Source organism: Aeromonas dhakensis (assembly GCF_002285935.1).
In the GTDB taxonomy this organism is placed as follows: domain Bacteria; phylum Pseudomonadota; class Gammaproteobacteria; order Enterobacterales; family Aeromonadaceae; genus Aeromonas; species Aeromonas dhakensis.
In genome coordinates, this window is record NZ_CP023141.1 from 1,010,560 (window position 1) to 1,032,330 (window position 21,771).

The 21,771-nt window shown below is 63.6% G+C and carries 22 protein-coding genes; 13 read left to right on the forward strand and 9 right to left on the reverse strand.

The annotated features are described in order from the left end of the window. Positions 1–67 precede the first annotated feature (67 nt). The 3 genes from CK627_RS04990 to CK627_RS05000 all read right to left on the reverse strand — a co-directional run bounded on the left by CK627_RS04990 (position 68) and on the right by CK627_RS05000 (position 2,667). Entirely contained in the window at positions 68–358 is a 291-nt protein-coding gene (locus tag CK627_RS04990; RefSeq protein ID WP_095591812.1) for a hypothetical protein, read from the reverse strand. An 8-nt stretch (positions 359–366) separates the two neighbouring features. Further along, a complete protein-coding gene (locus CK627_RS04995) occupies positions 367–1,863 on the reverse strand; it encodes an aldehyde dehydrogenase (RefSeq protein ID WP_095591813.1) in 1,497 nt (498 codons plus the stop codon). A gap of 261 nt (positions 1,864–2,124) precedes the next feature. Then, positions 2,125–2,667 (reverse strand): cupin domain-containing protein, encoded by a 543-nt coding sequence (locus tag CK627_RS05000; protein WP_005307724.1) that lies wholly within the window; start codon positions 2,665–2,667, stop codon positions 2,125–2,127. A gap of 185 nt (positions 2,668–2,852) precedes the next feature. Here CK627_RS05000 and aptA point away from each other — a divergent pair, with 185 nt between their 5' ends. From aptA to CK627_RS05030, 6 genes are all read left to right on the forward strand, one after another. After that, complete coding sequence (aptA, locus tag CK627_RS05005; protein ID WP_095591814.1) at positions 2,853–4,184, forward strand: omega-aminotransferase AptA; 1,332 nt, start codon at positions 2,853–2,855, stop codon at positions 4,182–4,184. 98 nt (positions 4,185–4,282) lie between these two features. After that, complete coding sequence (locus tag CK627_RS05010) at positions 4,283–5,779, forward strand: CoA-acylating methylmalonate-semialdehyde dehydrogenase (RefSeq protein ID WP_095591815.1); 1,497 nt, start codon at positions 4,283–4,285, stop codon at positions 5,777–5,779. Positions 5,780–5,863: 84 nt separating this feature from the next. Next, complete coding sequence (locus CK627_RS05015) at positions 5,864–6,619, forward strand: glutamine amidotransferase-related protein (protein ID WP_010635457.1); 756 nt, start codon at positions 5,864–5,866, stop codon at positions 6,617–6,619. Continuing rightward, positions 6,616–7,731 (forward strand): alanine dehydrogenase, encoded by a 1,116-nt coding sequence (gene ald / locus CK627_RS05020; RefSeq protein ID WP_010635456.1) that lies wholly within the window; start codon positions 6,616–6,618, stop codon positions 7,729–7,731. Before CK627_RS05015 ends, ald begins: the two co-directional genes overlap by 4 nt. A gap of 119 nt (positions 7,732–7,850) precedes the next feature. Further along, complete coding sequence (locus tag CK627_RS05025) at positions 7,851–8,690, forward strand: PfkB family carbohydrate kinase (RefSeq protein ID WP_095591816.1); 840 nt, start codon at positions 7,851–7,853, stop codon at positions 8,688–8,690. A 297-nt stretch (positions 8,691–8,987) separates the two neighbouring features. Next, positions 8,988–9,440, forward strand: coding sequence for an Rrf2 family transcriptional regulator (locus tag CK627_RS05030; RefSeq protein ID WP_005307739.1), 453 nt, complete (start codon positions 8,988–8,990; stop codon positions 9,438–9,440). 60 nt (positions 9,441–9,500) lie between these two features. On the opposite strand, the gene CK627_RS05035 is transcribed toward CK627_RS05030, so the two are convergent. Then, positions 9,501–10,013 (reverse strand): ferredoxin-type protein NapF, encoded by a 513-nt coding sequence (locus CK627_RS05035; RefSeq protein WP_005307741.1) that lies wholly within the window; start codon positions 10,011–10,013, stop codon positions 9,501–9,503. 138 nt (positions 10,014–10,151) lie between these two features. Here CK627_RS05035 and CK627_RS05040 point away from each other — a divergent pair, with 138 nt between their 5' ends. Then, positions 10,152–10,367 carry a hypothetical protein gene (locus CK627_RS05040; RefSeq protein ID WP_005307744.1) on the forward strand — a complete coding sequence of 72 codons (216 nt, stop codon included), beginning with the start codon at positions 10,152–10,154 and terminating at the stop codon, positions 10,365–10,367. After that, positions 10,364–11,704 (forward strand): DNA recombination protein RmuC, encoded by a 1,341-nt coding sequence (gene rmuC, locus CK627_RS05045; RefSeq protein WP_095591817.1) that lies wholly within the window; start codon positions 10,364–10,366, stop codon positions 11,702–11,704. Before CK627_RS05040 ends, rmuC begins: the two co-directional genes overlap by 4 nt. 128 nt (positions 11,705–11,832) lie before the next feature. On the opposite strand, the gene CK627_RS05050 is transcribed toward rmuC, so the two are convergent. The 5 genes from CK627_RS05050 to def form a co-directional block, all read right to left on the reverse strand. Then, the gene (locus CK627_RS05050) at positions 11,833–13,275 is read right to left on the reverse strand and encodes a TrkH family potassium uptake protein (protein WP_005307750.1); all 1,443 of its coding nucleotides are present in this window, start codon (positions 13,273–13,275) and stop codon (positions 11,833–11,835) included. A gap of 96 nt (positions 13,276–13,371) precedes the next feature. Next, entirely contained in the window at positions 13,372–14,748 is a 1,377-nt protein-coding gene (trkA, locus tag CK627_RS05055; protein ID WP_005307752.1) for a Trk system potassium transporter TrkA, read from the reverse strand. 147 nt (positions 14,749–14,895) lie between these two features. Next, positions 14,896–16,188 carry a 16S rRNA (cytosine(967)-C(5))-methyltransferase RsmB gene (rsmB, locus tag CK627_RS05060; RefSeq protein ID WP_017785240.1) on the reverse strand — a complete coding sequence of 431 codons (1,293 nt, stop codon included), beginning with the start codon at positions 16,186–16,188 and terminating at the stop codon, positions 14,896–14,898. Between the two features lie 56 nt (positions 16,189–16,244). Continuing rightward, on the reverse strand, positions 16,245–17,189 hold the full coding sequence (gene fmt, locus CK627_RS05065) for a methionyl-tRNA formyltransferase (protein WP_017766225.1): 945 nt from the start codon (positions 17,187–17,189) through the stop codon (positions 16,245–16,247). A 12-nt stretch (positions 17,190–17,201) separates the two neighbouring features. Next, positions 17,202–17,714, reverse strand: coding sequence for a peptide deformylase (gene def / locus CK627_RS05070; protein ID WP_011704266.1), 513 nt, complete (start codon positions 17,712–17,714; stop codon positions 17,202–17,204). 108 nt (positions 17,715–17,822) lie between these two features. Here def and CK627_RS05075 point away from each other — a divergent pair, with 108 nt between their 5' ends. The 5 genes from CK627_RS05075 to purE all read left to right on the forward strand — a co-directional run bounded on the left by CK627_RS05075 (position 17,823) and on the right by purE (position 21,685). Next, positions 17,823–18,911, forward strand: a complete 1,089-nt coding sequence (locus tag CK627_RS05075; protein WP_017778614.1) for a LysM peptidoglycan-binding domain-containing protein — start codon at positions 17,823–17,825, stop codon at positions 18,909–18,911. Position 18,912: 1 nt separating this feature from the next. Then, positions 18,913–20,028: a DNA-processing protein DprA gene (gene dprA, locus CK627_RS05080; RefSeq protein ID WP_095591818.1), complete on the forward strand. Its 1,116-nt coding sequence runs from the start codon at positions 18,913–18,915 to the stop codon at positions 20,026–20,028. Next, positions 20,021–20,494, forward strand: coding sequence for a DUF494 family protein (locus CK627_RS05085; protein WP_005307774.1), 474 nt, complete (start codon positions 20,021–20,023; stop codon positions 20,492–20,494). Before dprA ends, CK627_RS05085 begins: the two co-directional genes overlap by 8 nt. 55 nt (positions 20,495–20,549) lie before the next feature. Beyond that, positions 20,550–21,107, forward strand: a complete 558-nt coding sequence (locus CK627_RS05090; RefSeq protein WP_005307777.1) for a DNA topoisomerase family protein — start codon at positions 20,550–20,552, stop codon at positions 21,105–21,107. A gap of 74 nt (positions 21,108–21,181) precedes the next feature. Next, positions 21,182–21,685, forward strand: a complete 504-nt coding sequence (purE, locus tag CK627_RS05095; RefSeq protein ID WP_005307779.1) for a 5-(carboxyamino)imidazole ribonucleotide mutase — start codon at positions 21,182–21,184, stop codon at positions 21,683–21,685. The last annotated feature ends 86 nt before the right edge of the window (positions 21,686–21,771 follow it).

A 21,771-nucleotide genomic window follows, 5' to 3' on the forward strand; every position in this document is an offset into this window, starting at 1 on the left:
CGATCCTTTTGCGGGGAAAGAAGCGAATAAATGGTGATCAGCGGATTTTAACGGCGTACTGCCCGGCTCAGCGGCCTCCGCCGCGGCGGATCTTGTCCACGTCCAGCAGCAGCCACAGCATGAGTGCGATGGCTGAGATCCACGGACCCCAGGTCACGTAGGCCTCACCGTGTCCCAGTATGTAGAACAGCAGCGGCAGTCCTATTACCAGAAACAGTACACTTCCCAGAAAAAATAACATTTTTATCTTTATATTTAAGGGCTTGTATATTTGATGATTATATCGATTGAGGCCGGCGATGAAAGGGTAAAAATGAAAAAGGGGGATTTCCCCCCCTTTTCGATAAATGAGCGTCATTTCTGATGCTATTCGAGCTGGATCCAGGTGCTTTTCAGCTCGGTGTACTTCTCCAGCGCATGCAGCGACTTGTCGCGACCGTTGCCGGACTGCTTGAAACCGCCGAACGGCATGGTCATGTCGCCGCCATCCCAGTTGTTGACGAACACGGTGCCGGCGCGCAGGGCGCGGGAGCCCTTCACCGCCTTGTTGAGATCCGCCGTCCAGATTGCGGCCGCCAGACCGTAGTCGGTGTCGTTGCCCAGCGCAATGGCCTCTTCCAGGGTGTCGAAGCCGGTCACCGCCAGCACGGGGCCGAAGATCTCCTCGCGAAAGATGCGCATCTCTGGGGTCACCTCGTCGAAGATGGTGGGCTCGATATAGAAGCCGCCGCTCTCGGTATTGGTGCGCTTGCCCCCCAGCAGCAGTTTGGCGCCCTGCTGCTGGCCGATGGCGATGTAGTTGAGCACCTGCTCCATCTGGATGTGATCCACCATGGCGCCGATGCGGGTGGTGGGGTCGAGCGGGTTGGCCGAGATCCACTCGCGGGCATGGGCCAGCAGCCGCTCCATGAACTGCGGCTTGATGCTGTTTTGCACCAGCAGGCGGGAGGCGGCGGTGCACACCTCGCCCTGGTTGTAGAAGATGGCGCCGGCCGCGCTGCGGGCGGCGGCGTCCAGATCCGGTGCATCCGCCAGTATGATGTTGGGGCTCTTGCCGCCGCACTCCATAAAGGCGCGCTTGAGGTTGGACTTGCCGGAGCACTGCACCAGATGCTTGCCGATCTTGGTGGAGCCGGTGAAGGTGATGCAGTCGACGTCCATGTGCATGGCCAGCGCCTCGCCGACCGTGTGGCCGAAGCCGGGCAGCACGTTGAACACCCCGTCGGGGATGCCGGCCTCCTTGGCCAGACCGGCGATGCGCAGGGCGGTGAGCGGGGATTTCTCGGAGGGTTTGAGGATCACCGAGTTGCCGGTGGCAAGTGCCGGGCCCAGCTTCCAGCAGGCCATCACCAGCGGGAAGTTCCAGGGGACGATGGCGGCCACGACGCCGAGCGGCTCGCGGGTCACCAGGGCCAGGGCGGACTCCTCGACCGGCGCGACCTGATCGTAGATCTTGTCGATGGCCTCGGCGTTCCAGGCGATGCAGTTGGCGGCGGCGGGGGCGTCATAACCCATGGCGTCACCGATGGGCTTGCCCATGTCGAGCGATTCCAGCAGTGCCAGCTCCACCAGATTGAGCCGCATCAGTTCGGCGAAGCGCTGCAGGATCTGCTTGCGCTGCTTGGGCGACAGACCGCTCCAGCGTTTGTCGTCGAAGGCGGCGCGGGCGGCCTGCACCGCCAGTTCGGCATCGGCGGCGTCGCAGGCGGCGACCTTGGTCAGCAGTTTGCCGTTGGCCGGGTTGATGCAGTCGAAGGTGGCGCCGTTGATGGCGTCCCGGTAGCTGCCGTCGACGAAGGCTTGCGAGGGCAGGGTCAGGTGGGAGGCCTTGTGTTGCCACTGGGCCAGGGTCAGGTCACTCATGTTCACTCCTTGAACCGGCAAAAAGTCAGTTTCCGCGTATCAATATGCTAAACATCCTGCCGCTTGTAAATCCATCCTGTAACAATTCGTTAAACACTTTGCCGGTTTGGCCTCATCCGGAATCCGTCCCGGCGAGGGTATCCGGCGGGGCAAACCGCACCGCAAGTGCGGGCCGTCGACGCCTGCCAAACCGACGCCCGGTACTAAGGGGCTGGTCGTGCTGCTGGGTCCGCCAAAGGGGAGGAGCTCCCCTCTCATGGCTTAGAAGCTGGCGGGGGTGTTGGCCGAGATCAGCACGCATTCGTGCTCATCCACATTGCGAAAACGGTGCGGGGTGCGGCTGTCGAAGTAGTAGCCGTCCCCCGGCGCCAGCAGGTAGACCTGCTCGCCGACGGTGACCTCCACCTGGCCCTGGATGACGATGCCGCACTCTTCGCCCTCGTGGCTCAGCATGTCGTCGCCGGTGTCGGCGCCCGGTGGCAGTATCTCCTGCATCATGCCGATGGCGCGGTTGGCGCGGCTGTGGCCCACCAGTCGGTAGCTGATGGGGTGGGTGCCGAGATCCGGCATGTCGGCGGCGCGGAAGATCACCTCGGAATCCATCTCCGTCTCATCGGTGAAGAAGGTGGCCAGCGACATGGGAATGCCTTCCAGCACCTTGCGCAGGGAGGCGACCGAGGGGCTCACCTGATTTTTCTCGATCTGGGAGATAAAGCCGTTGGTCACACCGGAGCGTTTGGCCAGCTCGCGCTGGGAGAGGGCGGCTTTGGTGCGAACCGCCTTAAGGCGGTGACCGATATCCATCGATAGACACTCCTTGACTGTTTACTATTATTAAATTTGTGTTAAATATCTTATACCACCCCGCTCAGAGCAGCTAGCCGGGTGACACCATATGGGGCAAGTTTGAGCCCTTTTTTAAGATTTTAGGTGTTTAATTTAATAGGCATTGGCCGACAGTTACTAAACACCTTAAGGATGAGGTGACCATGAAACCGATCAGCGACATCAATACGCCCTCCGACATGTCCGCCTTCTGGATGCCGTTTACCGCCAACCAGCAGTTCAAGGCGGCGCCGCGCATCCTGAAGTCGGCCGAGGGAATGTATTATCACTCAGAGGATGGCCGCAAGATACTGGATGGCACCGCCGGGCTCTGGTGTTGCAACGCGGGTCATGGTCGGCGCGAGATTGCCGAGGCGGTCTCCCAGCAGATTTCCCACCTCGATTTTGCCCCCACGTTCCAGATGGGGCACCCCCTGCCATTCGAGCTGGCCAACCGGCTGGTGGAGATCGCCCCCAAGGGCTTCGGCCACGTCTTCTATACCAACTCAGGTTCGGAATCGGTGGATACCGCGCTCAAGATCGCGCTGGCCTGGCAGCGGGCGCGAGGTCAGGGTACCCGTACCCGGCTCATCGGCCGTGAGCGCGGCTACCACGGGGTCGGCTTCGGCGGCATCTCGGTGGGGGGCATTCCCGGCAACCGCAAGTGGTTCGGCTCCCTGCTGGGCGGGGTGGATCATTTGCCACACACCCTCAACATCACCAAGAATGCCTTCACCAAGGGGCTGCCGGAGGAAGATCTCAGCCTGGCCGACGAGCTGGAGAAGATCGTCTTCCTGCACGATGCCAGCAACATAGCGGCGGTAATTGTCGAACCCATTGCCGGCAGTACCGGCGTGCTGATGCCCCCCAAAGGCTACCTCAAGCGGCTGCGGGAGATCTGTACCAAACACGGCATCCTGCTGATCTTCGACGAGGTGATCACCGGTTTCGGCCGCCTCGGCTCCCCGTTTGCCGCCCAGGAGTTCGACGTCATCCCCGACATGATCACCTGTGCCAAGGGGCTCACCAACGGGGCCATCCCCATGGGCGCCGTGCTGGTACAGAACCACATCTATGACGACATGATGGCGGCCGGTAAGGGAGCCATCGAGCTGTTCCACGGCTACACCTACTCCGGCCATCCGGTGGCCGCCGCCTCGGGCCTCGCGACCCTCGAGATCTACCGCAACGAAAACCTGCTGAGCCGCGCCGCCGATCTGGCGGGTTACTGGGAGGAGGCGGCCCATTCGCTGAAGGGCTGCAAGCACGTGAAGGACGTGCGCAACTACGGGCTGGTGGCGGGCATCGAGCTCGAGTCCATGCCGGATGCGCCGGGCAAGCGCGCCTACGAGGTGTTCGTGCGCTGCTTCGAGAAGGGGGCGCTTATCCGCGTCACCGGCGACATCATCGCCCTGTCGCCGCCCCTCATCATAGAGCGCAGCCAGATCGACGATCTCTTCACCCTGCTGCAGGACGCCCTGCAGGCCCAGGACTGACTTTTAACCGGTTGATGGCGCCCGTCGCGGCGCCACTTGCCCGTGCCTGCTCCCCGGGACGGCGCGGGCAGGGACGAATAACCCATCACGGAGGATTTATGACATACAGGGTCAGCAACTTCATCGACGGCGAGACGACCGAGAGCCGCAGCGAGCGCTTCGGGGCCATCTTCAACCCCGCCACCGGCCAGCAGCAGGGCCAGGTGGTGCTCAGCACCGCCGCCGAGTGCCAGGATGCCATCGCCAGCGCCGAGCGCGCCCTGGTCGACTGGGCGCAGACCCCGCCCCTGGTGCGGGCCCGGGTGCTGTTTCGCTTCAAGGAGCTGATGGAGCAGCACAGGGACGATCTGGCGCGGCTGATCAGTCGCGAGCACGGCAAGGTGTTCTCCGATGCTCAGGGCGAGCTGACCCGCGGTCTCGAGGTGGTGGAGTTCGCCTGCGGCATTCCCCACCTACTCAAGGGGGAGCATTCCCTCAACGTGGGCCGCGGGGTCGACAGCCACTCCATGATGCAGCCGGTGGGGGTCTGTGCCGGCATCACCCCGTTCAACTTCCCGGCCATGGTGCCGCTCTGGATGTTTCCGGTGGCCATCGCCTGCGGCAACACCTTCATCCTCAAGCCCTCCGAGAAGGATCCCTCCCTCTCCCTGCGGATGGCCGAGCTGCTCAAGCAGGCCGGCCTGCCGGACGGGGTGCTCAACGTGGTCAACGGCGACAAGGAGGTGGTGGACGTGCTGTTGACCGACCCGCGGGTCGGCGCCGTGTCGTTCGTCGGCTCCACCCCCATCGCCCAGTACATCTATGCCACCGCCTCGGCCCACGGCAAGCGGGTACAGGCGTTGGGCGGCGCCAAGAACCACATGCTGGTGATGCCGGATGCGGATCTCGAGCAGGCGGTCTCCGCCCTGATGGGGGCGGCCTACGGTGCCGCCGGTGAGCGCTGCATGGCCATTTCGGTGGCCGTGGTGGTGGGGGACGACACGGCCGATGCGTTGGTGGCCAGGCTGTCGCCGCTGGTGGCGGCGCTGCGGGTGGGCCCGGGGCTGGGCCAGAGCCCGGAGAACGAGATGGGGCCCCTCATCAGCCGCGAGCACCTGGCCAAGGTGCGCGGCTATGTGGATCAGGGGGTGGCCGAGGGGGCTGAACTGGTGGTGGACGGTCGCGGCCTGAGCCACGGCGAGGGTTACTTCATCGGCGGCAGCCTGTTCGACCGGGTGAGCCCCAAGATGCGCATCTACCGGGAGGAGATCTTCGGCCCGGTGCTGGCTATCGTGCGGGCGCCGGACTACGAGACGGCGCTCAGGCTCATCAACGAGCACGAGTACGGCAACGGCACCGCCATCTTCACCTGCGACGGCGACACAGCGCGGGACTTCACCGCTCGCGTGCAGGTCGGTATGGTAGGGGTGAACGTTCCCATCCCGGTGCCCATGGCGTTTCACAGCTTTGGCGGCTGGAAGCGGTCCATTTTCGGGCCGCTCAACATGCACGGGCCGGATGGGGTGCGCTTCTATACCCGGATGAAGACGGTGACTGCCCGCTGGCCCCAGAGCCTGCGGGCTGGCGCGGAGTTCTCCATGCCGACCATGAAGTAATCAACCATGCAGCAGCTAGCCCGGACATGGCCCGGTGGCAGGAATCCACCTTCGTTCGCCGCTATCACTGTGAAGGAGTAACAGATGCGACTGGGAATTCTCGATTGTGACCGGCTGGACCCCGATTTGGCGGGGGACTTCGGCCCCGTTTACTCCGAGATGTTTATCAAGGGCTTCCGGGCACTGGCCCCCGGGCTGGAATTTCGGGTCTGGTCGGCGCTCGATGGTGAGCTGCCGGCCGATCTGCACGAGTGCGATGCCTGGCTCATCACCGGCTCGCGCCACGATGCCTACAGCGACATCCCCTGGATCCAGGCGCTGCGCGACTGGATCCGGCGCGCCCACGATGCCGACGTCAAGCTGGCCGGGGTCTGCTTCGGCCATCAGGTGATCGCCCAGGCGCTGGGGGGCGAGGTGGTGAAGTCCACCAAGGGGTGGGGGCTGGGGGTGTCGGTCCATCCCATGCTGGCCAGGCAACCCTGGATGGAACCCGGGCTCGAGACCATCCGGATCCTGGCCAGTCACCAGGATCAGGTGGAGCAGTTGCCACCGGGGGCCACCCGGCTGGCGGGCAATGATTTTTGTCCCAATTTCATGTTTTTGCAGGGTGACCACATCGTGGCCATCCAGGGACATCCGGAATTCTCGGTGGCGTACAACCGGGCGCTGATCGAGCGGCGGCGGGACTTCCTGTCCGATGACCGCTATCAGCGCAGCCTCTCCTCGCTGGAGGGAGAGGTGGATTCGGCCACCATGATGCAGTGGTTGTTGCAATTTTTGGGCATCCTGCCCGGCGCCGACACGGCCGCCGGCGGGATCACAGCAGGAGAGCGAGCATGATTATTGGCGTACCCAAGGAAATCAAAAACCATGAATACCGGGTCGGCATGACTCCCGCCGGAGTGCAGGAGCTGACGGCCCGGGGACACAAGGTGCTGGTGCAGCAGCAGGGAGGCGAGGCGATCGGGCTGTCCGACGCCGAGTACCAGGCAGCCGGTGCCGAACTGGTGGCCAGCGCGGCGGAGATCTTCGCCCGGGCCGAGATGATAGTGAAGGTGAAGGAGCCCCAGCCGGAGGAGTGCGAACTGCTCAGACCGGGTCAGCTGCTGTTCACCTACCTGCACCTGGCGCCGGATCCGGTGCAGACCCAGCTGCTGGTGCACTCGGGGGCGGTGGCCATCGCCTACGAGACGGTGACCGACGATCGCGGCGGCCTGCCGCTGCTGGCGCCCATGTCCGAGGTGGCGGGGCGGATGGCGATCCAGGCCGGCGCCCACAGCCTGGAGAAGGCGCAGGGAGGCAACGGCACCCTGCTGGGCGGGGTGCCGGCGGTGGCACCCGCCAAGGTGGTGGTGCTGGGGGGCGGAGTGGTCGGTGTCAACTCGGCGCGCATGGCGCTGGGACTGGGGGCGGACGTCACCATCCTGGATCGCTCCCTGCCGCGACTGCGGGAGCTGGACAGCCTCTACGGCCCGGCCCTCAAGACCCTCTACTCCACCCGCACCAACATAGAGGCGTGCATCGCCCAGGCTGACCTGGTGATCGGTGCCGTGCTGATCCCGGGGGCGGCGGCGCCCAAGCTGCTGACCCGCGACATGCTCAAGCTGATGCGCAAGGGCTCGGTGCTGGTGGACGTGGCCATCGATCAGGGCGGCTGTTTCGAGACCTCCCACCCGACCACCCACGAGGAGCCCACCTACGTGGTGGACGGCATCATCCACTACTGCGTGGCCAACATGCCGGGCGGGGTGGCGCGCACCTCCACCTTCGCGCTGACCAACGCCACCCTGCCGTTCGTGCTGGCGCTGGCCGACAAGGGCTATGCCCGGGCGCTGCAGGAGGATCGCCACCTGCGGGCCGGTCTGAACGTGTTCAAGGGCAAGATCACCCAGGCGGCGGTGGCGCAGGCGCTCGGCTACGAGTACGTCAGCGCCGAGGCGGTTCTGGACTGACGCAGCCGGCGCGGGCCCGCCCGGCAAACGTCGAGCGGGCTCACAAACCCCGCGATTTCAGGGAGGGCCGCTGTGGCCCTTTCTCATATACTGGGCTCCCCTGTCAGTGAGGTCTCTTCATGTCCCGCATTCTGCTGCTCGCCAATCTCAACTGTGATCACGTGCTCTCCCTCTCCGAACCCCTGGTGGCCGGTGCCCGCCTGCAATACCTGGATCAGGGCCGTCGGCTCGGCGGTGGCGCCGCCAACACCGGCATAGGGCTGGTGTGGGCCGGCCACGAGGTGACCATAGCGTCGCGCATCGGGCTGGACGAAACCGGCGACTGGCTGCTGGAGCAGGCGGCGGGCTACGGCCTGGACTGCAGCCATGTGGAGCGCTTCGGCGGCGAGACCGGCGAGCTGCTGATCCTGGTGGACTCCACCGGCGAGCGTACCATCCTCCGGCGGCCACGGCGTCCGGATCTGCCGGGGGATCTGCCGAGCGAGGGGGTGGACTGCCTCTACGTGAACTATCCCGGCACCGCCATCATCGGCTACATGCGCCAGATGCTCGGCAAGAGCTTCGTGGTGGCCCAGTACCCCAAGGGCGGCCAGGCGCGTCGCCCCTGCCACGTGCTGGTGGCCTCCCGTTCCGATCTCGGCGAGGTGGACGACCTCTGGCAGCATGCCCGCCAGATCGCCGGCGAGCAGCTGGCCTGGCTGGTACTGACCGAAGGCAAGGCGGGGGCGGTGGCCATTCACGGCGAGGAGCAGATCCGGGTGGCGGCGCGGCCGGTATCGGTGGTGGACACCACGGGGGCGGGGGATGCCTTCGCCGGCGGTTTGATCCACGGGCTGGCGCGGGGCATGGCGATCCGGGAGGCGCTGCAGTGCGCGGTGGACTGGGGCGCCTTTGCGGTCGCCTCCGAGAGTTCCATCCCCTCCAGCGCTCTCAAAAACTGGCTCAAGCAGCCCCATTGAATCGGCAAAACGGTTGCGAATGACACATGGCAGCATCGGCGGGGGCGAGGGAGGAAACCGGCGAATTTCACCGTCAAAACCCGCCAAAACCTTGGGCTAACCCTGCAAGTTTGCGATCAATCAAAGAAAGTGTCGATTTATGTGCATCTTCATCGACACCCGCCTGAGCTGCTCTTAACCTTGACCTCCACGACTCAGATTAAGAGGCGGACGCTGCGCGGGCGCAGGGGTTCCCCTACCTCTTAGCTTTAGGTCGTCGTCCTGATTTCTGGCTTGTAGTAAGAGGCAAGTGCGACCATGCAACTGACACGATTTACCGACTATGCCCTGCGTACCCTCACCTTTCTGGCCGTCCAGCCGGGAGATCGCCTGTCGACCATCACAGAGGTGGCCGATACCTTTGGCATCTCCCGCAACCACGTGGTCAAGATTGTCCACCAGCTCGGCATCAAGGGGTACATAGAGACGGTGCGTGGCAAGCATGGTGGCATCCGGCTCGGTCGCTCCGCCGTCTCCATCAACCTGCGCGACGTGGTGATGGACATGGAGCACGTGCTCTGCCCGGTGGACTGCAAGCGCGAAAACTGCCGCCTCTCCGGTGGCTGCCGCATCCAGGGCATTTTGCGTCGCGCCATGAACGCCTTCCTCGAGGTGCTGGGCGAATACACCCTGGCCGATGCGGTGCGCGACCCGACCCGGCTCTGCCACCTGCTCGGCATCGAACAGGATTCCATTCTGGCCATGGCATAAGCTAGGCAAGCACGACAAAGGGGCCCGCGGGCCCCTTTGTCGTTTGCGCCGGACGCGGGATCAGGGTTGGGGGATCAGAGTGATGGCGCCGTGCAGGCAGGCGAGGCCGCAGGCGCCGCAACCGTCGCAGGCCGCCATGTTGATGCTGACGCCGTCGGCGCAGGCCTTGATCGCCTGCTGGGGGCAGGCATCTTCACAGAGCAGACAGTAGAAGCCCTGGCGGGCCTGACAGCTTGCCTCGATCCGCACCCGGGTCTGCACCTGACGGCCAAGTTGCAGGTCCAGGGCGCCGGTCGGACAGGCTCTGGCGCAGCTGCCGCAGTAGCTGCACTGGCCGCAGGCGAGATCGAGCAGCGGCGTGCCGGCGATGGGGGTGCCGTCGTATTCGGGCTGGGTGGCCGGCTTGAGCAGGCCGTTGGGACAGGCCTTGAAGCATTCGCCGCAGCGGGAGCAGAGGGAGAGGAACTGGGACTCTTCGATGGCCCAGGGGGGACGGGCTTCATGGCAAACCACCTCGGGTTTGCGGGAGCCTCCCAATGCCTGCGTCAGCCAGCGACAGAAAAAATGCGTCATGCCCACCCCTGATACCTATTAGGGGTTAATTTTATCCAAGTTTCCCTTCGCAAGCCAGAGAATAGCGCCGGCCAGGATCGCAAGCCGGGTTGCCCTTGTGTAAGCTAGGCGGGTCTTTTTGCAGGATTGAATGAACTCATGTGGTTATTTCTGTGGCGTGCTTCTCTGCTCTATGTCTTCCCCTTGCTGATGTGGGGCTACTGCCGCATCAAGGGGATCGAATTCGTCGAGCTCGACACCGGGGTTAACAGCCACAAATGGGTGGTGCTGGCCGCCTATCTGCTCTACGTGCTGATCTGGCTGCTGCTCAACCGCTATCTCGAGCTGTTCCTGCGCCAACGGGGTCGCAAATGATCGAGCCCGGGCTCTGGGCCCTGCTGCTGCCGGGGGCGCTGCTGGCCATCGGCATTGGCTGGGGGATCGGGCGGCGCAGCGGCACGGCGCAAGCCCGGGAATTGCTGCTGAGCCAGGAGCGCCTGCAGATGCTGCAGGAGCGTTATGACGAGCTGCAGGATGAGCGGCTGCTGGGCCAGCAGAAGCTGGATCAGCAGCAGACCCTGCTGATCAAGCTCACCGCCCGTCTCAAGGATGCCGAGGCCACCCTGCGTAGCGAGCGGCTGGCCGCCGCCGAGAAGCTGCAGTTGCAACATGAGGCTGAACAGCGCCTCAGCCAGCAGTTCGAGAACCTCGCCAACCGCATCTTCGAGCAGAACTCCGGCAACTTCCGCGAACTGAATCAGAACAGCCTGGATCTGCTGCTCACTCCGCTGAAAGAGCAGCTGGAAGGCTTTCGCCGTCAGGTGGGGGAGACCCACGCCCAGGAGACGGCCCAGCGTCACAGCCTCAAGTTCGAATTGGAGCGCCTGGCCGAGCTCAACGCCCGCATGACCGAGGAGGCGGCGGCGCTGACTCGCGCCCTCAAGGGCGACAGCAAGCAGCAGGGCAACTGGGGCGAGGTAGTGCTGGCGCGCATCCTGAGCGAATGCGGCTTGCGTGAGGGTCACGAATACCACACCCAGGTCAACATCGAGGTGGACAAGGGCAAGCGCTATCAGCCCGACGTCATCGTCCACCTGCCGCAGGACAAAGACATCATCATCGATGCCAAGGTGTCGCTGACCGCCTACGAGCGCTGGTACAATGCCGCTGACGAGCTGGAGAAGGCGGTCGCGCTGAAAGAGCACGTCGCCTCGGTGCGCAACCACATTCGCGAGCTGGGCCGCAAGGATTACCAGCAGCTGCCCGGGGTACGCACCCTCGACTACGTGCTGATGTTCGTGGCGGTGGAGCCCGCCTTCCTCACCGCGGTGGAGGCCGACCCCTCGCTGGTGCGCTACGGTCTCGACAACAACATACTGCTGGTGAGCCCCACCAACCTGATGGTGGCGCTACGCACCATAGAGAATCTGTGGCGCTACGAGCGGCAGAACCAGAATGCCCGCCAGATCGCCGAGCGGGCCGGCCGCCTCTATGAGAAGCTGCGCCTGTTCGTGGAGGAGATGCAGCAGCTGGGGGGCAGCCTGCACAAGGCGCAGGAGAGCTACGACAAGGCGATGGGGCGGCTGGTGAACGGGCGCGGCAACCTGATCGCCCAGGTGGAGCGCTTTCGCGAGCTGGGGGTGGAGGTGACCAAGACCCTGCCCGAGCCGCTGGTCAACCGGGCGCTGGAGCGGGAAGACCCGGCCGAGTGAGGTGGGGCCTCATGCTTCATGCAACAAGAAGGGCAGCCAGTGGCTGCCCTTCTGTATTGCTGCGTCCGCACAGGCTTTGCTCTTCGAACGTGTGAACTTACCGGCATGCGGGTTGCCGCCCTGGTCGGTTATTGCCTCCAGAAGGAGGGGAAGAAGATCACCGCCACGGTCAGGATCTCGAGGCGCCCCAGCAGCATGCCGAACGACAGGATCCACTTGGCCGAGTCCGGCAGGGAGGCGAAGTTGGCGCTGGGGCCGATGACCGGGCCCATGCCCGGGCCCACGTTGGCTACGGCGGTGATGGAGCCCGAGATGGCGGTCAGGGGATCCAGCCCGATGGCGCCGAGCAGGGCGGCGATCAGCAAGATGATGGCGAAGTAGGCCAGCACGAACGAGATCATCGAGCGGATGATGGCGTCGTTGACCGGCCGGCCGTTGTACTTCTGCGGGAAGACCCCGGAGGGGTGCATCAGCTGGCGCATCTGTTTCTTGAACAGGGCGAAGGCCACCTGCACCCGGAAGATCTTGAGGCCGCCGGCGGTGGAGCCGGAGCAGGCGCCGAGCGCCAGCAGCACGATGAAGATGATGCTGGTGAGCGGGCCCCAGGTGCCATAGTCGCCGAGGCCATAGCCAGTGGTGGTGAGCACGGAGACGATGTTGAAGCTGCTGATGCGCAGGGCATCCGTGAAGTCGTAGGTGCCCCGCAACCAGAGATAGACGGTGACCACCAGGGTGACCCAGACCACCAGCCAGAAGAAGCCCCGCACCTGGGCATCCTTGAGCAGGCTGTGATCGCGCCGGCTCAGGCTCTGCACGTAGAGCAGGAAGGGCAGGCCGCCGAGAAACATGAAGAGGGTACCGATCCAGTGCGCCGAGTTGGAGAAGTGGGACATGGATTGATCGGAAGTGGAGTAGCCGCCGGTACTCAGGGTGGTCATGGCGTGATTGACCGCCTCGAACAGGGTCATGCCGCTCACCCAGTAGGCCAGGAAGCAGAGCATGGAGAGCACCAGATAGACCAGCACTATGTTGTTGGCCACCGTCTTGGCGCGCGGGGCACTTTTATCCGACCAGTCCGAGCTCTCGGTCTGGAACAGCTTCATGCCCCCTACGTTGAGGTAGGGCAGTACCGCTACCGCCATCACGATGAAACCCACCCCGCCCAGCCACTGCAGGATGGAGCGCCACAACAGGATGCTGTGGGCCATGTTGTCGAGCCCGGACAGCACGGTGGAGCCTGTGGTGGTCACCCCCGACATGGTTTCGAAGTAGGCGTCGGTGAAGTTGATGTGGGTGATGAAGAAGAAGGGCAGGGCGCCAAAGATGCAGGCCACCACCCAGACCGAGGTGGTGAGCAGGAACATCTCCCGCACGCCGAGGTGAAACTCCGCCTTGCGGCCGTAATGAAGGCAGAGCAGGGCTGCGCCATGGGTGATCAGCACCGACTTGAGAAACTCGACGAACCCCTCTGAGCCGGTCAGCAGGGCCAGCAGGGTGGGCAGCCACATGAACAGGGCCAGTTTGGAGAGCACCAGCCCGAGGGTGAAGATGATGGGACGCAGCTTGATCATGCAAGATAACCTGGTCGTTGATTGACAAAAGACCCGGACAACCCCCTGGAGAGGCGGTGCCGGGTCTGCTTTGCGCTGCCTGGGTACATGGGCAGGTTACAGGAAGAAGGGACTTGGCTGGAACAAGCGCTCCACTTCCGGAATGTACTTCTTGTCCACCAGGAACATCACCACATGGTCGTCCTGCTGGATCTGGGTGCGATCGTGGGCGATCAGTACTTCATCCCCCCGAACCACGGCACCTATGGTGGTGCCGGGCGGCAGCTTGAGCTCGCCCACCGTCTTGCCGACCACCTTGGAGGTGTTCTCGTCACCGTGGGCGATGGCCTCGATGGCCTCGGCGGCCCCGCGGCGCAGGCTGTAGACGTTGGCGATGTCGGCCCGGCGCACATGGGTCAGCAGGGCCGAGATGGTGGCCTGCTGGGGCGAGATGGCGATGTCGATGGAGCCGCCCTGCACCAGATCCACGTAGGCGCTGCGCTGGATCAGCACCATGGTCTTCTTGGCGCCCATCTTCTTGGCGAGCAGGGCCGACATGATGTTGGCCTCGTCCTCGTTGGTCACCGCGATGAAGACGTCGATCTGGTCGATGTGCTCCTCCGCCAGCAGCTCCTGATCAGCCGCATCGCCACAGAAGACGATGGTGTGCTCCAGCACCTCGGAGAGCTGCTCCGCCCGCTTCTGGCTGCGCTCGATGAGCTTCACGCTGTAGCGCTTCTCCAGCTGGCGGGCGAGGCCGGCGCCTATGTTGCCGCCGCCGACGATCATGATGCGCCGGTAGGGGCTCTCGAGGCGCTGCAGCTCCGACATCACGGCGCGGATATGGCCCGCCGCCGCCACGAAGAACACCTCGTCATCCGCTTCTATGATGGTGGTCCCCTGCGGACGGATGGAGCGGCCCTGACGGAAGATGGCCGCCACCCGGGTCTCGATGTTGGGCATGTGATCGCGCAGGGTGGAGAGGGCATTGCCCACCAGCGGGCCGCCGTAGTAGGCCTTGACCGCCACCAGTCCCACCTTGCCGCCGGCGAAGTCCACCACCTGCAAGGCGCCCGGGTATTCGATCAGGCGGCGCACGTAGTCGGTCACCAGCTGCTCGGGGGCGATCAGGTGATCCACCGGCACGGATTCGGGCAGGAACAGCCGATCCCGCTCCACCAGATAGGCCGGGGAGCGAATGCGCGCCACCTTGTTCGGGGTGTTGAACAGGGAGTAGGCCACCTGGCAGGCGATCATGTTGGTCTCGTCGCTGTTGGTGACCGCGACCAGCATGTCGGCATCCTGGGCGCCGGCTTCGCGCAGCACCTTGGGATGGGCGCCGTGGCCGTTCACAACCCGCAGGTCAAACTTGTCCTGCAGCTCGCGCAGCCGATCGCTGTCGGTGTCGACTATGGTGATGTCGTTGTTCTCGCCGGCCAGGTTCTCGGCCAGGGTGCCGCCGACCTGACCGGCGCCCAGAATGATGATCTTCATAGAACAGCCTCATGGACGTCACCCTTGCCAGCTCTGCCTGTGTGCGCGGGGACAGTCATCAACATCATGAATCTCATAGGGAAAACGTGCTCGATATTGGGCAGTAACGGGTGCCGACCGGCGGCACCCCCGTACTTGCGGCCCTGCTTAGCGCTTGCTCAGCCTGGCGTAGTAGAAGCCGTCCATCTCGGCCTCGCCCGGCAGGAACTGGCGCCCCGGGCACTCCGGTGTGTCCTCTGCGTGCAGGGGCACCAGGGTGGCATCCGGCGTGGCCGCGAGGAAGGCGCGGATCTGATCGCGGTTCTCTTCCGGCAGCACGGAACAGGTGGCGTAGAGCAGAGTACCGCCGCTTTTCAGTTTCGACCAGAGGGCACCGAGGATGCGGCGCTGCAGTTCTGCCAGCTCGCGAATGTCCTGATCCCGGCGCAGCCACTTGATGTCGGGGTGGCGGCGGATGACGCCGGTGGCGGAGCAGGGGGCATCCAGCAGGATGCGGTCGAACTGCCCCTCTGGCCACCACTGATCCGGCGTGCTGGCATCGCCGTGGATCACCTTGGCGCTGAGGCCGATGCGATCCAGGTTCTCCTGCACCCGCTTGAGGCGGTTCTCGTCGGCATCGACGGCGACCACGCCGGCCAGCGCGGGCTGGCGCTCCAGCAGGTGAGCTGTCTTGCCACCGGGGGCGGCGCAGGCATCCAGTACCCACTCGCCCGGCTGCGGGTCGAGCAGGGCGGCCGCCTGCTGGGCGGCACCATCCTGTACCGAGCAGTCGCCGACCTCGAAGCCGGGCAGCTTGGTCACGTCGCAGGGACGCTCCAGCAGGATGCAATCCTCGCCCTCTTCACCGGCCACCGCGTTGATGCCGGCGTCGGCCATGCGGGCCAGCATCTGCTCGCGGCTCTGGCGCTGGCTGTTGTTGCGGATCCACATGGGCGGGCGCTGGTTGTTGGCCTCCATGATGAACTCCCACTCATCCGGATAGGCCTGACGCAGACGCTTGGTGAGCCACTCGGGGTGGCCGAGGCGCACGCTCGGCACGCGGTCGATACGCAGCAGAATGACTTCGGCGCTGCGCTGGAAGTTGCGCAGCACGCCGTTGATGAGGCCGCGCAGAGAGGTACCCTTGAGCAGCTTGACGGCGTTGACGGTCTCGGCCACCGCGGCGTGAGCCGGAATGCGGGTGTAGATGAGCTGATAGAGACCGACCAGGATGAGGTAGTGGAAGATGCGGCTCTTGTTCTTGAGCGGCTTGTCCATCATCTCGCCGACCGCCGCATCGAGGCGGGGCAGCCAGCGCAGGGTACCGTAGCAGAGTTCTTGCAGGAGGGCGCGATCGCGGGGCGCAACCTTCTCCTGGGCAGCAGGCAGAACGGCTGAGAGGGACTGGCCCTGATCCAGCACCTGTTGAATGACGAGAGCAGCCTGTGCGCGTGTTTTCATAGTGTTACCTTAGATGCGCAAGTCGGGGCCTGGGCCCCGCCTTGTGTCAATTCAGTTCAATTCAATTGCGTGCCGGGTTCAAACCAGTCGCGGCGAGAGTTGAGCAGATCCGTCACGGACATCGCCTTCTTGCCGGGCGGCTGCAGGGTCAGCAGGCGCAGTACCCCCTTGCCGGTGGCGACATCGATCCCCTGCTTGTCGGCCTTGAGCAGGGTGCCGGCGCGCTGGCCGTGATCCTGTGTGATGACCTCGGCCTGCCATACCTTGACGGTCTGGTCAGCCACCTCGAACCAGCTGATGGGCCAGGGATTGAAGGCGCGGATGCAGCGCTCGATAGCGGCTGCGTCCATCGACCAGTCGATGCGGGCCTCTTCCTTGGATAGCTTCTCGGCGTAGTTGGCCAGCGCATCGTCCTGCGCCTCGGCGGCGGTGTCGCCGGCGGCCATGGCATCGATGGTGTCGACCAGCGCCTGCGGGCCCAGCTCGGCCAGCTTGTCATAGAGGCTGGCGGAGGTCTCGTCGGCGGCGATGGGGCAGCTCATCTTGCGGATCATGGCGCCGGTATCCAGCCCCACATCCATCTGCATGATGGTGACGCCGGTTTCGGCATCGCCCGCCCAGATGGAACGCTGGATTGGGGCGGCGCCGCGCCAGCGCGGCAGCAGGGAGCCGTGCACGTTGATGCAGCCCAGACGTGGGGTATCGAGCACCACCTTGGGCAGGATCAGGCCGTAGGCCACCACCACCATCAGGTCGGCGCCAAGGGCAGCCAGTTCGGTCTGGGCCTCTTCCTTGCGCAGGCTAGCCGGTTGATAAACCGGCAGATCGTGGGCCAGCGCCAGCTCCTTGACCGGGCTGGCGGTGAGCTTCTGGCCGCGGCCGGCGGGCTTGTCCGGCTGGGTATAAACGGCGACGACCTCGTGGTCGGAAGACAACAACGCCGCCAGGTGACGGGCGGCGAAGTCGGGAGTACCGGCAAAAATCAGTTTCAGCTTATTCAATGGGGCAGATCCTCAGAGGACTTTGCGATCTTCACGGGCCATCTTTTCCAGCTTCTGGCGAATGCGCTGGCGCTTGAGCGGGGAGAGGTAATCAACAAACAGCTTGCCGACCAGATGGTCCATCTCATGCTGGATGCAGATGGCGAGCAGATCGTCTGCTTCCAGCTCGAATGCCTTGCCGTGGCGATCCAGGGCGCGCACCTTGACCCACTCGGCGCGGGGCACCAGGGCACGGCTGCCGGGTACGGAGAGACACCCTTCCTCGATACCGGTGCTGCCGGCCTGCTCGATGATCTCGGGGTTGATCAATACCAGAGGATCTTCACGGTTTTCAGAGACATCGATCACTATGATGCGCTGATGAATGTCGACCTGAGTGGCGGCGAGGCCGATGCCTTCCTCCGCGTACATGGTTTCGAACATATCATCTACAATGTGTTGTAACTCGGGTGTAAAGGTCTCGACAGGGGCTGCGACGGTACGCAGACGCTCATCGGGGAAACGCAATACATCTAGAATGGCCATAGTTTTTTCTTTAGTTTCGTATAAATGCAGTCAATATTGGCGTAATTCTAGTCATTTACGCCGACAAAAAACAGCAACACTTTGCGCGCAGAAGTAACAGGGAGTGTTATGTATCTGAAGCAAACCATCCTCGCCTGCCTGTTGGCCACGTTGAGCCAGGGAGCTCAGGCCGACCAGCTCAAACTGAAGGCAGGCTATCCCGAGACCTATGTGGTGCAAAAAGGCGACACCCTCTGGGATATTTCCGGCCAGTATCTGGCAGAGCCCTGGCTCTGGCCAAGGCTCTGGAACATCAACCCGCAGATCGCCAATCCCCACTGGATCTACCCGGGTGACGTGCTGCACCTGAGCTGGGTCAATGGCGAGCCGCGGCTCGGCAAGGCGACCCAGGGCGGCAAGCAGGTGATCCGTCTCTCTCCCAAGAGCCGCTACGAGAACAAGGCCAACCCCATTCCGACCCTGCCGCTCAGCGAGATCGGCCCCTTCCTGCAGACCGACCATATTCTGGCAAACAGCCAGCAGGCGAAGCAGTTGCCCTACGTGCTCGGTAATGATGAGGCCCATATCGGCATGCTGGAGGGCGATACCCTCTACGTGCAGGGTTCGCTGATCCCGGGCCAGGATTACGGCATCTACCACCCTGGCGCCATCTACAAGGATCGGAAAACCGGCGAGCAACTTGGGCAGGAGGCGGTCTTCGTCGGTACGGCCAGGGCGGAGGCCCTGCTGCCGGATGGCCGTACCCGGGTCACCCTCAGCCACAGCAAGCGGGAAGTGTATCAGGGAGACAAGCTGATGCCGTTCCCGCCGCAGGAGAGCCTCTCCGCCGTGTTTACACCCAAGGCGGCCCCCGTCATCTCGCCCGGCTATATCGTCGATCTGCCGAGCAAGGCCCGGGGCGGCGGCAAGTTCGATGTCGTGCTCATCAACAAGGGTCTGCGGGATCAGGTGGCACCCGGCGATGTGCTGGAGATCCTGCGACCCGGGACCCGGCTGGTGAGCAAGAATGGCAAGGTCGCCTATCGGGAGTACTCTTCCGTCTATGACAAGGCCTTCTATTCTGCCGGCAAACCACCGCTCCCCTCGGAAGCGGTGGCGCGGGTCATGCTGTTCAAGGTGTATGACAAGTTGAGCTACGGGCTGATCCTGCAAAGCCAGAACATGGTCGGCACCGGCTATCAGGTCAGCAATTTCTGACGTGACGCTTCCATCCGGGCGACTCGCGCTGTGGCTGACACTGGATGCCGTCACCGGTATCGGCCCGGTCACTGCCGCTCGCCTGCTAGCCCATTTCGGCGGCGACATCGCCGCCCTGTTCGACTCGGAAGACGGCACCTTGCGAGAACTGGGTCTGCAAAGTGCCCAGATCCGGCAGATGCGATGGCCTCTGCCGGTGGTCGAACAGGGGCTGAGCTGGGCAGCCGAGCCCGGCAATCATCTTCTCTGCCCCGACGATCCCGCCTATCCACCTCTGCTCAAGGAGATCCCAGCCGCCCCTCTGTTGCTCTACTGCCGCGGCAATCTGGCAGCACTGTCTGTTCCCCAGTTGGCGATGGTCGGCACGCGCCACCCGACCTATGCCGGCAAGGACAATGCGTCCCGCCTCTGCAGCGAGCTGGTCGGGTGCGGATTGGCCATTACCTCCGGTCTGGCGCTTGGCATCGACGGGATTTGTCATCAACAGGCGCTGACAAACGGGGGGATCACCCTGGCAGTGCTGGGCTCCGGGCTCGACAGCCTCTACCCAAAGCGTCACCAGGGGCTGGCAGAGCAGATCCTGGCGCAGGATGGTGTGCTCATCTCCGAGCTGGTGCCCGACAAGGGGCCGCTGGCGGAACACTTTCCACGGCGCAATCGCATCATCAGCGGCCTGTCGCTGGGAACCCTGGTGGTGGAGGCTGCCGAGCAGAGCGGTTCGCTCATCACGGCCCGTTACGCGCTCGAACAGGGACGGGATGTCTTCGCCGTGCCGGGGGCACCGCAGAATGGGCAGGCGCTGGGCTGCAATAAATTAATCCAGCAGGGGGCCAAACTTGTGTTGAGCGCGGCCGATATAGTGGAAGAGCTGCCGGGATTCTGTGCCCTGAGCCATCAAGGGACGGATATGTCTGAGCAGCAGCATAATAGCGAATTGCCTTATGCCGATTTGTTGGATAACGTAGATTACGAGACCACGAGCGTGGATACCGTTGCCGAGCGGACCCAGCTTCCTGTCGAAGTGGTATTGGGCAGGTTGGTTGAGCTGGAGCTGGCCGGAGCAGTGATGGCGGTAGCCGGTGGATACGTCAGAGCGAGGAGGGCGAATCATGTTTGATGTATTGATGTACCTTTTCGAGACCTACATCCACAGCGATGCAGATGTGACGGTCGAACAGAACGAACTCACCGATGAACTGAGCCGCGCCGGTTTCGACAAGGAGGAGATCGAAAAGGCACTCGACTGGCTGGAAAGACTGGCCAATCTGCACGACAGCGAGCGGGAGGTCTACGTGGCCGCCAGCACGCAAGGCTCGATGCGCATCTATGCCCCGCAAGAACTGGCCCGTCTAAGCACCGAGTGCCGCGGCTTCCTGCTGTTTCTGGAGCAGGCCCAGGTGCTCAACGCCGAAACCCGCGAAATCTGCATCGAGCGTCTGCTCGAGCTGGACAAGCCGGATATCGAGCTGGATGACCTGAAGTGGGTGGTCATGATGGTGCTCTTCAACGTTCCCGGCAGTGAAAACGCCTACCAGCAGATGGAAGAGCTGGTGTTTGACGAGTCAGATGGCGTCATCCACTGACAGCCCGCAGCCGCGCTGGTAGAATCCGGATCATCTGGATTTCAAGGCGCGGCCCATGTCAAAGATCGATCACCACCTCTTTTCTGCCCACGAGCATGCGCTTGAACGTGAGCCATGCCCGCAGTGTGGTGCCGAGCTGGTGATCCGCCAGGGCAAGCACGGCCCTTTTCTGGGCTGTTCCGCCTACCCTGCCTGCGACTTCATTCGCTCCCTGACCCCCTCCGGCCGTGACATCGAGAAAGTGCTCGAGGGCTCTGCCTGTCCGGACTGTGGCCAGCCGCTGGCGATCAAGAAGGGGCGCTATGGGTTGTTCGTGGGCTGTACCCAATATCCGGCCTGCCAGCACATCGAATCTCTGCAGGAGAGTGACGATACCCAGGTGCTCTGTCCCGAGTGCGGCAAGGGTCATCTGATCAGTCGCACCTCGCGTTATGGCAAGCAGTTCTACTCCTGCGACGGCTATCCCCACTGCAAATACGTCGTCAATGACAAGCCGGTTGCCATGCCTTGTCCGCAGTGCGGCTGGGGCATCATGGTGGAGAAAAAGGTGCGGGGGAGCGTGCGCTGGATCTGTCCGCAAAAGAAATGCGGCCACCAGAGCGAGCGGGTATAATCACGCCGCCTTGAGCGAATTGAAACGTTTTCGGCAACCTTCCACCCCCTACTTGGAGTAAGGAAATTCCCGCCATGACTAAACCTTTCGTTGCCGTATTGATGGGCTCTGATTCCGATTTTCCCGTGATGCAAACCACTCTTGAGGTTCTCAAGTCGTTCGACATCGCGGTGGAAGTGAAGGTGACTTCCGCACACCGTACTCCGGCGGCGACCCACCAGTACGTAACCGATGCCGAAGCCCGTGGCTGCAAGGTCTTTATCTGCGCCGCCGGTCTGGCCGCTCACCTGGCAGGTGCCGTGGCTGGCATCACTACGCGTCCCGTGATCGGCGTGCCCATCGATGGTGGCCCGCTCAAGGGGCTGGATGCCCTGCTCTCCACCGTGCAGATGCCGGGTGGTGTGCCGGTGGCAACCGTGGCTATCGGTAAAGCCGGTGCCAAAAATGCCGGCTATCTGGCAGCCCAGATGCTGGCGGTGGCCGATGATGAACTGGCGGCCAAGGTTCGGGCCGAGCGCCAGAAGAATGCCGATGAGGTGCTGGCCAAGGATGCCGCCCTGCAGGCTCAACTCAAGTAAACCCCGAGACGGCAACCACGGTCAGCTTCGCTCTGTTGTTGGCAGGGGGATGAAGGGGGCTACAGTGGTTGCCACCCTGCGGGGTC

Excerpts from the sequence above, each read along its gene's own strand:
- CK627_RS04990 (WP_095591812.1), bottom strand. The coding sequence starts at position 358 with ATGACGCTCATTTATCGAAAAGGGGGGGAAATCCCCCTTTTTCATTTT.
- CK627_RS04995 (WP_095591813.1), bottom strand. The coding sequence starts at position 1,863 with ATGAGTGACCTGACCCTGGCCCAGTGGCAACACAAGGCCTCCCACCTG.
- CK627_RS05000 (WP_005307724.1), bottom strand. The coding sequence starts at position 2,667 with ATGGATATCGGTCACCGCCTTAAGGCGGTTCGCACCAAAGCCGCCCTC.
- aptA (WP_095591814.1), top strand. The coding sequence starts at position 2,853 with ATGAAACCGATCAGCGACATCAATACGCCCTCCGACATGTCCGCCTTC.
- CK627_RS05010 (WP_095591815.1), top strand. The coding sequence starts at position 4,283 with ATGACATACAGGGTCAGCAACTTCATCGACGGCGAGACGACCGAGAGC.
- CK627_RS05015 (WP_010635457.1), top strand. The coding sequence starts at position 5,864 with ATGCGACTGGGAATTCTCGATTGTGACCGGCTGGACCCCGATTTGGCG.
- ald (WP_010635456.1), top strand. The coding sequence starts at position 6,616 with ATGATTATTGGCGTACCCAAGGAAATCAAAAACCATGAATACCGGGTC.
- CK627_RS05025 (WP_095591816.1), top strand. The coding sequence starts at position 7,851 with ATGTCCCGCATTCTGCTGCTCGCCAATCTCAACTGTGATCACGTGCTC.
- CK627_RS05030 (WP_005307739.1), top strand. The coding sequence starts at position 8,988 with ATGCAACTGACACGATTTACCGACTATGCCCTGCGTACCCTCACCTTT.
- CK627_RS05035 (WP_005307741.1), bottom strand. The coding sequence starts at position 10,013 with ATGACGCATTTTTTCTGTCGCTGGCTGACGCAGGCATTGGGAGGCTCC.
- CK627_RS05040 (WP_005307744.1), top strand. The coding sequence starts at position 10,152 with ATGTGGTTATTTCTGTGGCGTGCTTCTCTGCTCTATGTCTTCCCCTTG.
- rmuC (WP_095591817.1), top strand. The coding sequence starts at position 10,364 with ATGATCGAGCCCGGGCTCTGGGCCCTGCTGCTGCCGGGGGCGCTGCTG.
- CK627_RS05050 (WP_005307750.1), bottom strand. The coding sequence starts at position 13,275 with ATGATCAAGCTGCGTCCCATCATCTTCACCCTCGGGCTGGTGCTCTCC.
- trkA (WP_005307752.1), bottom strand. The coding sequence starts at position 14,748 with ATGAAGATCATCATTCTGGGCGCCGGTCAGGTCGGCGGCACCCTGGCC.
- rsmB (WP_017785240.1), bottom strand. The coding sequence starts at position 16,188 with ATGAAAACACGCGCACAGGCTGCTCTCGTCATTCAACAGGTGCTGGAT.
- def (WP_011704266.1), bottom strand. The coding sequence starts at position 17,714 with ATGGCCATTCTAGATGTATTGCGTTTCCCCGATGAGCGTCTGCGTACC.
- CK627_RS05075 (WP_017778614.1), top strand. The coding sequence starts at position 17,823 with ATGTATCTGAAGCAAACCATCCTCGCCTGCCTGTTGGCCACGTTGAGC.
- CK627_RS05085 (WP_005307774.1), top strand. The coding sequence starts at position 20,021 with ATGTTTGATGTATTGATGTACCTTTTCGAGACCTACATCCACAGCGAT.
- CK627_RS05090 (WP_005307777.1), top strand. The coding sequence starts at position 20,550 with ATGTCAAAGATCGATCACCACCTCTTTTCTGCCCACGAGCATGCGCTT.
- purE (WP_005307779.1), top strand. The coding sequence starts at position 21,182 with ATGACTAAACCTTTCGTTGCCGTATTGATGGGCTCTGATTCCGATTTT.